Origin of the sequence: Gallicola sp. Sow4_E12 (assembly GCF_052116305.1) — a bacterium.
In the GTDB taxonomy this organism is placed as follows: Bacteria; Bacillota; Clostridia; order Tissierellales; family Peptoniphilaceae; genus JBQKLI01.
The window spans coordinates 98539-113595 of record NZ_JBQKLI010000004.1; the positions used below are offsets into that span (position 1 = coordinate 98539).

General features: G+C 36.1%; 11 protein-coding genes. 8 read left to right on the forward strand and 3 right to left on the reverse strand.

Annotated features, from left to right (window positions below; genetic code table 11):
* Positions 1–5 precede the first annotated feature (5 nt).
* Positions 6–155 (forward strand): FeoB-associated Cys-rich membrane protein, encoded by a 150-nt coding sequence (locus tag ACTQ46_RS03515; protein WP_441747498.1) that lies wholly within the window; start codon positions 6–8, stop codon positions 153–155.
* A gap of 110 nt (positions 156–265) precedes the next feature.
* Here ACTQ46_RS03515 and ACTQ46_RS03520 read toward each other — a convergent pair whose 3' ends face one another.
* On the reverse strand, positions 266–934 hold the full coding sequence (locus tag ACTQ46_RS03520; protein WP_441747499.1) for a helix-turn-helix transcriptional regulator: 669 nt from the start codon (positions 932–934) through the stop codon (positions 266–268).
* A gap of 253 nt (positions 935–1187) precedes the next feature.
* Between ACTQ46_RS03520 and ACTQ46_RS03525 the strand changes: the two genes are divergently transcribed.
* The 7 genes from ACTQ46_RS03525 to nrdG all read left to right on the forward strand — a co-directional run bounded on the left by ACTQ46_RS03525 (position 1188) and on the right by nrdG (position 12215).
* Positions 1188–3482, forward strand: coding sequence for a cell wall-binding repeat-containing protein (locus ACTQ46_RS03525; RefSeq protein WP_441747500.1), 2295 nt, complete (start codon positions 1188–1190; stop codon positions 3480–3482).
* Positions 3483–3652: 170 nt separating this feature from the next.
* On the forward strand, positions 3653–4954 hold the full coding sequence (gene tig / locus ACTQ46_RS03530) for a trigger factor (protein WP_441747501.1): 1302 nt from the start codon (positions 3653–3655) through the stop codon (positions 4952–4954).
* Between the two features lie 32 nt (positions 4955–4986).
* Complete coding sequence (gene clpP / locus ACTQ46_RS03535; RefSeq protein WP_441747502.1) at positions 4987–5571, forward strand: ATP-dependent Clp endopeptidase proteolytic subunit ClpP; 585 nt, start codon at positions 4987–4989, stop codon at positions 5569–5571.
* A gap of 9 nt (positions 5572–5580) precedes the next feature.
* A complete protein-coding gene (gene clpX, locus ACTQ46_RS03540) occupies positions 5581–6819 on the forward strand; it encodes an ATP-dependent Clp protease ATP-binding subunit ClpX (protein ID WP_441747503.1) in 1239 nt (412 codons plus the stop codon).
* A 54-nt stretch (positions 6820–6873) separates the two neighbouring features.
* Complete coding sequence (gene lon, locus ACTQ46_RS03545) at positions 6874–9210, forward strand: endopeptidase La (protein WP_441747504.1); 2337 nt, start codon at positions 6874–6876, stop codon at positions 9208–9210.
* Between the two features lie 369 nt (positions 9211–9579).
* Positions 9580–11703, forward strand: coding sequence for an anaerobic ribonucleoside-triphosphate reductase (gene nrdD, locus ACTQ46_RS03550; protein ID WP_441747505.1), 2124 nt, complete (start codon positions 9580–9582; stop codon positions 11701–11703).
* Positions 11704–11711: 8 nt separating this feature from the next.
* Entirely contained in the window at positions 11712–12215 is a 504-nt protein-coding gene (gene nrdG, locus ACTQ46_RS03555; protein WP_441747506.1) for an anaerobic ribonucleoside-triphosphate reductase activating protein, read from the forward strand.
* Between the two features lie 40 nt (positions 12216–12255).
* Here the strand turns inward: nrdG and ACTQ46_RS03560 are convergent, their stop codons facing one another.
* A complete protein-coding gene (locus ACTQ46_RS03560; protein WP_441747507.1) occupies positions 12256–13581 on the reverse strand; it encodes a sodium-dependent transporter in 1326 nt (441 codons plus the stop codon).
* A gap of 74 nt (positions 13582–13655) precedes the next feature.
* Positions 13656–14930, reverse strand: a complete 1275-nt coding sequence (locus ACTQ46_RS03565; protein WP_441747508.1) for a tryptophanase — start codon at positions 14928–14930, stop codon at positions 13656–13658.
* Between the last annotated feature and the right edge of the window lie 127 nt (positions 14931–15057).

A 15057-nucleotide genomic window follows, 5' to 3' on the forward strand; every position in this document is an offset into this window, starting at 1 on the left:
GAAAAATGAATATTCAGACTTTAATAGTTCTATTAATTATTATTGCACTTCTAATCCTAGCAGTTCGAAGTGTAAGAAAAAAAGGATCGCCTTGCGGGGGATGTTCCTCTGCAGGAAACTGTCCTCATAGTGCGAAGAAAAAGAAAAATATATAAACAGACTTAAAAGAGCGGTTATTATTAACTATAACCGCTCTTTTATTCTGCAGATTATAATTGGAGATGAAAAGAAAAAAGAACCCGGGATGGGTTCCATAGTCTGCCTGTTATTTGCTTTTTTGGTTCTGATACTGGATGTGGTATTGTTTCGGGCTTAAGGAGTACTTGTTTTTAAACAGCTTGCAAAAATAAGAAGGGCTTTTAAATCCGCATAGATTTGAAATTTCGTTTACCGAATAGTTTGTTTTTTCTAAATACTGTTTTGCTTTTTTCAGCCTAAAATATAATATAATATCTGGTAGAGATTTTCTTGTTTCGCTGCGAATCAAATAGGACAGATAGGATCTGCTGATATTAAAGTTTTTTGACAGATCGTCCAAAAGTATATTCTGATCACAGTTGTTATGGATGTAAATAATTAAGTTTTTGATCAATGGACTAGTGCTGGCGTTAATCAAATGATCCTCAGTAACACTGTAGAATGTGACCATTTCATTAAGTATATGTATAAGGTCGCCAGAGTTTGTAGTGCGATTGAGTTTTTTTGCATATTTTCTTCTTACGCTTAAGTAATTAGCGATGGTTTTAGAATCAGAAAAGTATTTTACACTGTTCCAATAAAATATTCCATTAAGCTCAGAAAGAAAAACCTTGCTGCGCCGAATACATTTTGGTGTATCTTTAATGTTTTTAGCAAGCAGTCCTGCCAATTTTATAGATTCTTCTTGGTTTTTGTCGCGCACTGCACGAATTAAATTGTGTTCTAATATAATCATGATAAAATCCTAATATAATAATAAAGTAATTGCTGATATTATTATACCTTTTATATACGATTAATACAACTATTTTAAAACAAAATGTTTCAAATGATTACAAATGTGACAAAAAGGTAAAAAAAATTAATTTTCTTGTCATATTTTTGTAATAAGTTTGTTACTACTTTGAAATTGGGTTATAATATGCGTTGTGAATAAGAATTATTAGAATAAATTATAATTAAAGATGAATAAGGAGATGGATATTAAGATGTTTTTAAAAGCAAAGAGGATATTTGCGTTTTTATTGCTGTTGACCTTTATGATTACACCTTTTGGCAATATATCAATGGCATCAAGAGATGAAGCCGTTCAAGGAAGTGCTTCTAAATTTGTATTAAGCCGTAAAGAAGTAGTAAAAGGCAATGAAATTGTATTGGATTATCAATCAGAAGAGGAAGCGGAAGCGGTACTAGTTTACAATACACCGTCAGGCAATAAAAAAGAAGTACATCTAGACTATAACGAAGACAGTGGGATGTATTCTACTGCCATTACACCGGATGAAGCCGGAGAATGGACAATAGACACTGTTTTGCTTAATGGAAATAATGTTTCATCAAGCAGTTATGAGTTAGATTTTAAAGTATTTGAATCCGTTAAGGATCAGTATGGAAAAGAAGGCCCTTTTATATATGATGATGCTTTTCAGGACGAGCCAAAGGTTTTAGTATCTGATTTAAACCAATTAATCAGCCAAGTATACGGTATCGACCAACAAGGAAATACAACTGAGCTTACGGTAAGAATCCAAGGCAGCGGAGTTGATGAAGTTTTTAATGTATATAATGACGGCTCTTCAGTAATTACAGATGAAAACAGTTCAAAATATCAACCTGGCTCTTATACATTGACATATAGTATTGAAGGCGGAAGCGATGTGGTAAAGACTTTACATATTGTTTCTGATGTAGCCGACAGCAATTTTGTTCGATTATCGGGAGAAGAAGTTTCTTTAAGCGCAAACACCGAAGTTGCACGTGTTGCAGGGAAAAATCGTTATGGAACTTCTGTTGAAATATCTAAAAATACTTACAATAAAGCGGATAGTGTAGTTATCGCAAATGGAACAAAATTTGCTGATGCATTAGCATCCTCTTCTTTAGCTAGAAATTTAAAAGCACCACTTTTATATGCAGCGGGTTCTAAATTAAACCCTGAAGTAAAAGCAGAAATAAAACGCCTTGGGGCTAAGAATGTATATATAATGGGCGGTTTTGCAGCGGTAAGCAGAGAAATTGAAGCAGAACTAAGCAGAGAAAAACTTAATATTATAAGAATTTTTGGTGGGAATCGTTTTGAAACTTCTATAGAAATTGCAAAACAAGTAAAAAAATTCAAATCTCAAAATAAAGCTATTTTAACAAACGGAGACAGTTTTGCAGATGCATTATCTGCAGGAGCCTACTCTGCGCAAAACAGCATTCCTATGTTCTATACAACAAAGAATAAATTAGAAGCTAAGACAAAGAAATATATCAAAGACAGCGGCGTTAAAGAGATTTTAGTTGTCGGCGGGGCAGCAGTGGTTTCAAATAATGTTGTCAAAGAACTGACTTCAATGGGTGTAAATGTTAAACGTATTGAAGGATCTAACAGATATGATACAAGTATAAAATTTGCTCAAACCTATTATAAAAATCCAAGTACTGTAGTGATGGCAAGCGGTATGGATTTTGCAGATGCCTTAGCAGGCGGAGTGTTCGCAGCTTCTAAAAATGCATCTATGGTACTTGCTTCTGAAAAGCTTTCATCTGCAGCAAACAGCTATGTTACAGCATCTGGAGTAAGCAGTATCTATATTTTAGGCGGAGAGAAAGCGGTAAGCGGCAGCATCTTTAGTGCGCTGTCTTCTAGCGAAACGACTACTCCTCAACCGGCGCCGGCACCTGTACCACAGCCAAAACCTCAACCAACTCCTAAACCTAATCCAAGCACGAAGGGCAAGATAAAGATCATGCTTGATCCAGGACATGGAGCTGGAAGCAAACACAATAGAGGATTTATAGGCGGCAACGAAGGAGACAGCAACTGGGCTTATCATTTAATCCTTAAAGAAGAGCTTGAAAGAAGAGGATTTATTGTAGGGACAACTCGTCCTAGAAAAACAGATGATCCGTCTTTGGCAGCAAGAGGACAAGCAGGACGGGGATATGACTTGCTTCTATCTCTTCATACAAATGCGACTGGAACTAAAAACCTGGCATCAGGTGCGGAGATCTATGATGATGTAAATCCTAGATATTCAAACAAGACTCTTGCTTTGAAATTAGGAAATGCAATAGCACGTTCTCAAGGAATACGAATGAGAGGTGTTTTCTACAGAAAGTTAGACAACTCTACAAACTGGTATGGAGTGTTAAGAAACAATGAAGCGAAGAACGGATTCTTAGTGGAGCACTGTTTCCATGATAACCCGACAGAGATTCGCAATTACGTCAGAAATTACCGTAAAGTAGCTGTTGCGTCAGCAAATGCTCTCGCAGAGTACTACGGTATGAAATAAAAAAAGAGAAGAAGGAAGAGTTCAAAAGAATTCTTCCTTTTTTTTGTTTAAAAGCATGTTACACGGGTATATTTTATAATTGAGTTTGGATGTATTATTACTAGTCAAAATAGATAGCGTTATGATATAATTAGAGAATATGATTTAGTAAAGATTATTGGAGGAATAAAATGAGCGTAGTATTAGAATCAAAAGAAAATAATAGAGCAGTATTTACAGTAGAGGTATCTCAAGAAGATTTCCAAGGGGCTATTAAAAAAGCTTATGCAAAAAACAAGAGCAGATTTAATGTTCCAGGCTTCCGTAAGGGAAAAGTACCTATGAAAGTGATTGAGATGAATTATGGCAAGGAAATCTTCTATGAGGACGCAATCAACATTCTTTTACCAGACGCTTATGAAAGTGGAGTAGAAGAATTAGAATTAAACCCTGTTGCAACACCTGAAGTCGATGTGGAAAAAATCGATGAAGAAAACCCAGTGGTTTTCAAATTTGAAGTAGATGTTCGTCCTGAGCCTGTACTAGGAGACTATTCGAATTTAGAAGCAGAAATCGAAGATTACTCTGTAAACGATGCAGATGTAGATGCTGTTGTTGAGAGCGCATTAGAGACAAATGCCCGCATTGAAAAAGTGGAACGTGAAGCAAAAGACGGCGACACTGTTAATATCGACTTTGAAGGTTCGGTAGATGGAGAGGTTTTCGAAGGCGGAACTGCAGAAAACTATGATCTTACTTTAGGATCAAATTCTTTTATTCCAGGTTTTGAAGAACAATTAATCGGCAAAAAACCAGGTGAAGAAGTTGAAGTGAATGTTACATTCCCTGAGGATTATCATGAAGAATCTTTAGCAAATAAAGATACTCTATTTAAAGTAAAAGTAAATTCAATCAGTGAAAAAATCAAACCGGAATTAGATGATGAATTTGTAAAGGATATTTCCGAGTTTGACACATTAGAAGAATATAAAGCAGATATCAGAAAAAATCTTGAAAAAGAGAATGAAGCTTCTTTAGAAAGTGCAAAACAAAACAAAGCTATTGAAGCATTGGTAAATGTTACTGAAATGGATATTCCAGAGTCTATGATCAACAATCAATTAGATCAAGATTACGATAACTTTACAAAACGTATTCAAAGCATGGGCCTAGGAATTGACCAATATTATACAATTACAAACTCAAGCGAAGAACAAGTTCGCGAGGAACTACGAGTAAATGCAGAAAATCAAGTGAAAGCAGATCTTGCATTAGATGCTTTGGTTGCAAAGGAAAATCCTGAAGTTTCAGATGAAGATATCGATGCAGAACTTGATAAACTAGCAGAACAATATAGTCCAGACGACAAAGAAAAGTTTATTGAAAACATGAAGAAGGGTGGAAGCCTTGATTTTATTAAAGACAGCGTAGTAAGACAAAAAGCTGTTAAGAACTTGATCGACAGTGTAAATTTCAAGGTGAAAAGTAAATAATCCTAATTCTTCAGTCATTTAAGGAGGAAATTATGGCATTAATACCAATGGTAGTAGAGCAGACAAATCGTGGTGAAAGATCCTACGATATTTACTCTAGATTATTAAAAGATCGAATTATTTTTCTAAGCGGCGAAGTTCACAATGATATGGCAGACTTGATTGTAGCTCAATTATTGTTTTTAGAATCAGAAGATCCAAAGAAAGATATTCAAATATATATTAATTCTCCAGGAGGATCTGTTTCGGCAGGGCTTGCGATTTATGACACTATGAAATATGTGAAACCGGATGTAAGCACAATCTGTATCGGAATGGCGGCAAGTATGGGAGCTGTGCTTCTAGCGGCTGGAACAAAGGGGAAAAGATACGCACTTCCAAATGCAGATGTTATGATTCATCAGCCTTTAGGCGGAAGTCAAGGTCAGGCAGAAGATATTCGTATTCAAGCGGAAAAAATTCTTAAAGTTCGAGATCAATTAAATAAAATTTTAGCAGATCAGACAGGACAGCCATTAGATCGTATTGCAAAAGATACGGATAGAGATTTTTATATGTCTGCAGAAGAAGCGAAAGAATACGGTTTGATCGATGAAGTCATCGCTCACGCTAAGTAAGGAGACCGAATGCCGAATAATATAGAAGAGAAAGTAAGCTGTTCTTTTTGCGGGAAATCTTCGGATGAAGTCCGTAAATTGATAGCGGGTCCAGGTGTCTATATTTGTGACGAATGTGTTGAACTTTGTATGGATATCATCGATGAGGAAGTGCTTTCAAAGGAGCCTCAACAGGGTTATTCCATGGGTGAGACACCTACACCGAAACAAATAAAAGAGATACTGGATCAATATGTTATACAACAAGAACAGGGCAAAAAGGCTTTATCTGTTGCTGTTCATAATCATTATAAACGGATACAAAATACCAGTTCAGATAGCGACATTGAACTTCAGAAATCGAATATTCTTTTGGTTGGTCCAACAGGTTCGGGTAAAACTCTCCTTGCTCAGACCTTAGCAAGAATATTGGATGTACCTTTTGCCATAGCTGATGCGACTACATTAACAGAAGCGGGCTATGTGGGGGAAGATGTTGAAAATGTCATTTTGAAATTAGTTCAAGCCGCTGATTACGATATAGAAAAAGCAGAAAGGGGTATTATCTATATCGATGAAATAGATAAAATCACTAGAAAATCTGCGAACCCTTCCATTACCAGAGATGTGTCAGGGGAAGGTGTTCAGCAGGCGCTTTTGAAAATAGTTGAAGGAATGATAGCGAATGTTCCGCCTCAAGGCGGGAGAAAGCATCCTCATCAGGAATATATTCAAGTAGATACGACGAATATTTTATTTATAGTGGGCGGAGCTTTTGACGGACTGGATAAAATTATCAGCGAAAGAAAAGAAACAAAATTCATTGGATTTGGAGCAGATATTTCTCAGAGAAATGAAAAAACTTTCGACCAGCTTATCAGAGAAGTGCAGCCTGAAGACCTTATCAAATTTGGATTAATTCCAGAATTTGTCGGCAGAATACCCGTTATTGTTTCGTTAGAAGAATTGGACGAGGATTCTCTAGTAAGAATATTATTAGAGCCGAAAAATGCCATAGTCAAGCAGTATCAAGAGCTTTTCAGAATGGATGATGTGAATTTAGAATTTACAGAAGAAGCGCTTCGAGCTATTGCAAAAAGAGCATATGAACGAAAAACTGGAGCTAGAGGACTTCGTTCCATTATAGAAAATATTTTAATGGATATCATGTTCGAGATTCCTTCCCGTGACGATGTCGAAACAGTTATCATAACCGAAGAATCTGTTGCAGAAGGTGCTGAGCCGGAATTAAAATTAAAAGAAAAATAGGAGATAGCTCACTTTTAGTGAGCTATTTTCATCATAAAGAAAAGGAGGGATTTTATGGCAACGATTGATTACAATATTACTGAAGAGGTATTGCCGATAATTCCCATAAGAGGATTATGGATTTTTCCCCATAATGTTCTGCATTTTGATATTGGAAGAGAAATTTCATCCAAGGCGATGGATGAAGCATTGATGAATGACAGCAAAGTGTTTTTAGCAAGTCAAAAAGATCTGCGCGTAGAAGATCCATTGCCTTCGGATTTTTATCATATAGGTACAGTAGCAGAAATAAAACAAACTTTAAAACTACCAAACGGAAATACTAGAGTTCTTGTAGAAGGTTTATATAGAGGAGTTATCGATTCTTTTGAAGACAATTCCGAGTTTTATGAAGCTAAGATTGATGTGTATGAATACTCACCTGAAGATATAGAGATGAATACAGAAGTCACAGCTGCTGTACGATTATTAATGAATGATGCTAGAGAATATCTAAGTTTGAATTCGAATTTATCGACAGAAATGCTTATGGCTGTTGTGGATATTGAAGATCCCAGCCGTTTATCGGATGTGCTGACGTCTTATCTTAATTTAAAGAATGAAGAATATTTCCAATTATTGTCTGCTTTTGATGTTTATGACAGAATGCTGTCTCTTCACAGTATTATGAAGAGAGAGATAGAATTTCTTCACATCGAAAATAATATCAATCAAAAAGTAACTCAAAAAATGAATCAGTCTCAGAAGGAATATTTCCTTCGGGAACAGATTAATGTTATTCGGGATGAATTAGGAGATACGGAAGATACGGATCAATATATCGACGACTATATGGCTAAACTCGATGAACTAGAGCTGGATGAGGATTCTAGAGAATATGTGGAAAAAGAAGTAAAGAGACTTCGTTCTATGTCGCCGGGCTCGCCGGAAGTTTCAGTTGTACGAAACTTTTTAGATCATGTTATGGATCTTCCATGGGGAAATAAAACAGATGATGATACTGATATAAAATTTGTACGAAAGACTTTAGAAAAAGAACACTACGGTTTAGAAGATGTAAAGCAGAGAATCGTAGAGTTTATCGCTGTAAAGAAGATGAAAGGCAATCTAAAAGGGCCGATCATCTGCTTAGTAGGACCGCCTGGAGTTGGAAAGACGTCTATTTCGAAATCGATAGCTCATTCCTTAAACCGCAAATTCATCAGCATGCGGTTAGGGGGGGTTCGGGACGAAGCTGAGATACGAGGCCATAGGCGAACCTATATCGGAGCAATGCCTGGTAGAATTATCACACTTTTAGAAAAAGTAAAGGTGAATAATCCTGTCTTTCTATTGGATGAAATTGATAAATTGGCTTCTGATTTCCGAGGAGATCCGGCATCTGCACTCCTTGAAGTCCTAGATCCGGAACAAAACGACAGTTTTGTGGATCACTTTATGGAGATACCTATCGACCTGTCTAATACCTTTTTTGTAACGACAGCAAATAGTACAGATACGATTCCATCTGCGCTGCTGGATCGTATGGAAGTCATTCGGATTTCAGGGTATACCGATGATGAAAAATACAATATTGCACAAAAATATCTTATTCCAAAACAATTAAGAGAAAATGGTGTGAATAAGGATGATATCACCATCACACGGGATACTATCCGTTCGATTATAAACAATTATACAAGAGAAGCTGGTGTTCGTAATTTAGAGCGAAATATCGGGACTGTGGTGCGTAAAGCAATCATTAAGCTTTTAGAAGGGGACGAAAAACCGGTTAAAGTAACAAAAAGCAATCTGCCGGACTTTTTAGGGCCGAATAAAAGAGTAGACGACGACATTCCGAAAGAAGATTCCGTTGGGGTTGTCAACGGCCTTGCTTGGACACAAGTAGGGGGGGAGATTCTTACCATAGAAGCCAATATTATGGACGGAAGCGGCAAAGTCCAATTAACGGGTCAGCTGGGGGATGTAATGAAAGAATCTGCCATGGCAGCTATTTCATATCTAAGAAGCCATGCAGAAGAATTCGATCTTCCTAAAGAGTTCTATAAAAATAAGGATATCCATATTCATGTACCGGAAGGAGCCGTGCCAAAGGATGGCCCGTCTGCTGGTGTAACTATGGCAACAGCGGTGTTATCAGCGATAACAGGCAGAAAAATCAGACATGATATAGCGATGACTGGCGAAATCACCCTTAGAGGAAGAGTCCTTCCTATCGGTGGTGTGAAAGAAAAAGTTTTAGCAGCCAATCGATACAATATTCATCATATTATTTTACCAGAAGCGAATAAAAAAGATGTAAATGATATCCCTGAAAAAATCAGAGATAAAGTTAAATTTGATTATGTTTCAGAAATAAAAGATGTTTTTAAAATAGCAATACACGCGTAAAAAATAAAAATCGGTATTCTTATGTTCCATTAAGATGCCGATTTTGTTTTATTTAAGAAGAAATATACGTTAATATAAAAACATGGTGACCACAATATGTAGATTATATTTTTGTATTCAATTATATTATTAGAAATAATGTATAATTCTCCAAAATATATCAGCTTATGAAAGGTTCTTTGAATAAATATGAAATAACACTATATATAGTGGTTCGACATCTTGTGATTGCTAAATATACCGTTACGAGTTATAATGAATTTGCTAGAAAATACATTATAACTCGTAGGGGTAATACCTATACCATGGTATATAAAATTATATATTATGATATAAGCATTACTCCTATTATAAATAGGAGGCAGGATCATGATTAAGGTATATAAAAGAAGCGGAGAACAAGTTCCATTTAATAAAGAAAAAATCGTATTGGCTATTGAAAAGGCGATGAGCAGCAGTACAGGAGTTTTTCAAGAAGGCTTAGCAGACCGCATCGCTTATGAAATTGAAGATAATGCAAAAAGCAGCGATAAAACATTTTCAATATACGATATAGAGGAACAAGTTTACTATAAACTTATTCAATACAATAATCCTGCAACAGCAAGAGCCTATGAAAACTATAAGGCTGTACAGCGTTTTAAAAGAGAAAGCAATACTACAGACGAAAGTATTATCGGTTTGCTGCAAAAAGACAACGAATCTGTTATGGAAGAAAATTCCAATAAGAATCCTGTCATTGCTTCCACACAAAGAGATTTGATTGCAGGGGAAGTTTCAAAAGATATTGCCCGCAGAAAAATGATCCCTACAGATTTATTAGAAGCTCATGACGAAGGAGCAATACATCTTCATGATATGGATTATATTATTCAGCCGATGTTTAACTGCTGTTTGGTAAATATGGAAGATATGCTGGACAAAGGGACAGTTGTAAACGGAAAATTAATCGAAACACCAAAATCTTTCCAAGTAGCCTGCAATGTGATGACGCAGATTATCGCCCAAATAGCTTCCAATCAGTATGGCGGTCAAAGTATCGATATCCGCTGTTTAGGCAAGTACTTAAGAAAAAGCTATGAGAAAAACTACAAACTTGCTTTTGAAACATTAGGAAATCAAGAGCTGGCATCTGCTATGGCAGATAAAATGACAAAAAAAGATCTAGAGTCTGGTATCCAAACAATCCAATATCAGATCAATACCTTAATGACAAGCAATGGTCAAGCCCCTTTCGTGACTTTATTTATGTATATCGAAGAAGGAGACTATTTTAAAAACGAAACGGCTGATATTATTGAAGAAATCTTAAAACAGCGTATCCAAGGAATAAAAAATGAAGCAGGAGTATATGTAACACCCGCATTCCCGAAATTAATCTATGTATTGGACGATAATAACGTAAACCATGGTTCAGAATACTATTATTTAACACAATTAGCTATCCGATGTACAGCAAAGAGAATGTATCCTGACTATATATCTGCAAAAAAAATGAGAGAAAACTACGAAGGCAATGTATTTTCTCCTATGGGATGCAGAGCATTCCTTTCTCCATGGAAAGATCAGGAAGGAAATTATCAGTTTAACGGCCGCTTTAATATAGGTGTATGTACCATAAATCTTCCTCAAATAGGTATTCTATCCGATGGAGATGAAGATAAATTCTTTGAAATATTAGAAAAGAGATTAGAGCTTTGTAAAAAAGCAGGGATTATGAGATATGATCACTTAAAAACAGTGACAAGCGATTCCTCTCCAATCCACTGGCAGCATGGAGCCATAGCAAGACTTGGCCAGCATGAGTCTATCGCACCTCTTTTAACAGGAGGCTATGCAACGGTAACACTTGGCTATATCGGGATATACGAAGCTACATTGTTAGTAAAAGGCATTTCTCAAACGGCTCCCAGCGGAAAAAGATTTGCTTTAAAAATAATGGAAGTAATGAATCGAAAGATCAGCGAATGGAAAGAAGAAACAGGATTAGGATTCGCGCTTTACGGAACACCTGCGGAATCTTTATGCTATAAATTTGCGGATAAAGATGTAAAAAGATTTGGAAAGATAGAAAATATCACTGACAAAGGATATTATACCAACTCTTTCCATGTGGATGTACGAGAAGAAATTTCAGCTTTCGAAAAGTTTGACTTTGAAGCAGAATTCCAGCAGCTTTCAAAAGGCGGATGTATTTCCTACGTGGAAATTCCGAATATGAGTAATAATTTAGAAGCCCTTGAAACCATGGTTAATTATATATATGAGCATATTCAGTATGCTGAATTTAATACAAAATCAGATTACTGCCAAGAGTGTGGATTTGACGGAGAAATTATTATTAACGATGAGGGAGAGTGGCAATGCCCGCAATGCGGTAATAAGGATCATTCTACAATGAATGTTACAAGAAGAACCTGCGGATATTTAGGCGAGAATTTCTGGAATGAAGGAAAAACAAAGGAAATTAAAAACAGAGTACTTCATATTTAGGAGTTATTATGAGATATGGACAAATAAGAGAGTTTGATATTGCAAATGGGCCGGGTATCCGGTCCAGTATTTTTGTCACAGGATGCAGCCGCAACTGCAAAAATTGTTTTAATAAAGAATATCAGGATTTTAATTTCGGGTCGGTGTGGGGAGAAGAAGAGACAAAACAAATTTTGAAGTATTTAAATAACACTGTGAATAACGGATTGACAATCTTAGGTGGAGAACCTTTTGAAAATACAGAAGGTCTCCTTTCGATCGTCAGAGAAATAAAGAATAATTCGAAAAAAAGCATTTGGATTTATTCAGGATATACATTTGAATACTTGATACAAAATGAAGAAAATAAGAAACTCCTTCACTTATGCGATGTTTTAGTAGATGGACCTTTTGTGGAAGAACTTAAAGATTTGACGCTGCAGTTTAGAGGATCTTCTAATCAGAGGATTATCGATCTAGTTCAAACTAGACTGGCAAAGCAGATTGTTTTATGGACTGATAGAAAAGAATAAAGAATAAATTAAAACAGGGTAGATGTCTACCCTGTTTTAATTATCCAATGCCACCGTAAAAAATTCCTAGTATATAGACGAGAAGAGTTAGACCGCAGTATACATATTTACCATGAATATAATACTGCTCGCCTAAAGGTTTTAATGCACCTTTATTGACGGCTTGTAATGCAAAATCTTTTGACAAAACCCAAAAGAACATGACACCTGCTAAGAGAGCTCCCAGAGGGATAACGTATATACTGATGACATCCATCCATAACCCAAGTTTAGCAGCATCTTGGATAAAGATCCCAACAAGGAATCCGATTGCGAGTATTATAAAAACAGATGTAGATCTCTTTAATTTGAATTTTTGCTGAAGCAGTTCAACAGGTGTCTCATAAAGATTGATCAAGGAAGAGATACCAGCAAACAATACAGCAACAAAGAACAATATCGCAAAAATAAATCCACCGGGCATCTGCTTAAAAACTTCTGGCATAGTTATAAACATTAGAGGAGGTCCGGCCGTGGGTTCAATACTAAAGGAAAACACAGCGGGCAGTATTACTAAAGCAGCTAACATAGCGGCTAACGTATCAAATATAGCTATGTATTTCGCGTTGGAAGGCGGATCAGACTTATCACTTAAATAGCTGCCATAGACAATTGTTCCGCTACCAGCTAAGGAAAGTGGGAAAAACGCTTGCCCGAGTGCAAAGACCCATGTCTTAATATCTAAAAGCTTCGAGAAATCTGGACGAAACATAAACTCATAACCTGCAGAAGAACCAGGTAGCATAAATGAACGCACTGCTAAAATTATGAATAATAGAAAGAAGGCAGGCATCATAAATCGATTTACTTTTTCTATACCCGAAGATACTCCAGCAATCATTATTACGGCTGTAATTACAATTGCCGAGATATGCCAAAACATACTTCCAAAACTGCCTGCTATACTAGAGAAATATGCACCGCTATCTGCTGTACTTAACATCGATCCTGTAAAAGAACCTACTGTAAAACGTATTATCCACCCTACAACAATAGAATAACCGATAGCAATACCAAGGGAGCCTATGATTGGAATCCAGCCAATAACCTTGCCTGCGTTGCTGCCTCTAGTTTGAGTTGCCTTTGTAAAAGCTCCAAGAGAGCCAGTTCGCATAGAACGGCCAAAAACCATTTCTTCGACGACACCTGTATATCCGATTAAAGCTATAAATATAAAATAGGGAATCAGAAATGCAAAACCGCCAAATTGTCCTACTCTAAAAGGAAACAGCCAGATATTTCCCATTCCAACAGCAGAACCAATGCATGCTAAGATAAACCCCCATTTAGATGTAAATAAATCGCGTTTCTCAAAATTCTTATCCATAATAACTCCTTTATATTTTAAGAAGAGAAAAGAGATTAAATATATTAATTACAATATTTAATCTCTTTTTTGATTTATTTTATAGGTTCTAAATGTGCTTGGAAATGACAAAGGATTTTTGGTTCCCATGTGATTTTGTATCCCTTAACGTCATGAGCACGTTTTTTAATATTGATTAAAGCTTGGATAATAACATCAAAGTGAGATTGAGTATACACTCTTCTTGGAATTGCTAAACGGCAAAATTCAAATTCTGATTTAATTTGCTCACCAGTGTCAGGATCGTTTCCCAACATAAAGGATCCTATATCACAAGTACGGATTCCAGCTTCTTTATATAATTCAATACACAATGTATGTCCAGGAAACTCGTAGTAAGGAATATGAGGGAACATGGCATTCGCATCTACGTAGACACCATGACCGCCAGCGGGATTCTGAATAGCTATGTCGGCTTCCATTAGGTTTGATGCCAAGTATTCCATTTGAGCATTTCGATATTCTAAGTATTGTTCATCGATGCCTTCATATAAACCGATAGCTAAAGCTTCTAGATCTCTTCCTGCCAATCCGCCATATGTTATAAATCCTTCATAGGATATACATTTTTCTTTTACATCTTGATATAAATCTGTATTAGTTTTTATCCCGATGAGACCTCCTATATTAACAATGCCGTCTTTTTTTGCGCTCATTGTAAAAGCATCAGCATATTTAAAGGTTTCTCTAATGATATCTATGATAGAAGTGTTTTTGAATTCCTCTTCCCGATGATGAATAAAGTAAGCGTTTTCCGCAAACCTTGCCGCATCGATATTGAAGAATATATTGTATTTTTTTGCTATTTCAGAAACTTGTCGAATATTAGCCATAGAAACAGCCTGACCACCAGCAGAGTTATTTGTTATGGTCATGACAATCATACCAATATTCTCCTTGCCATATTTATTGATTAAATCTTCGAGCTTTTCTACATCCATATTTCCTTTAAAATCTGCATATTTTGATGGATTTTTAGCTTCTGAACATACACAGTCGATTGGTTTGCCGCCTGATAATGTCACGTGGGCTCTCGTAGTATCAAAAAACATGTTTGAGATTGCTATCTGGTTTTTCTTTAGAATAATAGGGAAGAGGACCTTCTCAGCAGCTCGTCCTTGATGGACGGGTTGAATGTATTCATAACCGAAGATATCTTTTCCAGCTTCAAGCAAATGATAATAACTTTTACCACCTGCATAAGCTTCATCTCCTAACATTATACCTGCCCATTGTTTATCGCTCATAGCATTTGTTCCGCTGTCTGTTAATAAATCAATATAGACATCTTCACCTTTAAGATTAAACATATTGTACTTTGCATCTTCAAGTTTTTTTCTCGCTCTTCACGTGTAGTCATTTTAATCGGTTCAACCATTTTAATTCTGAAAGGTTCTGCCATATACTTTTTCATAAATTTCCTCCTTGAGTATTAAG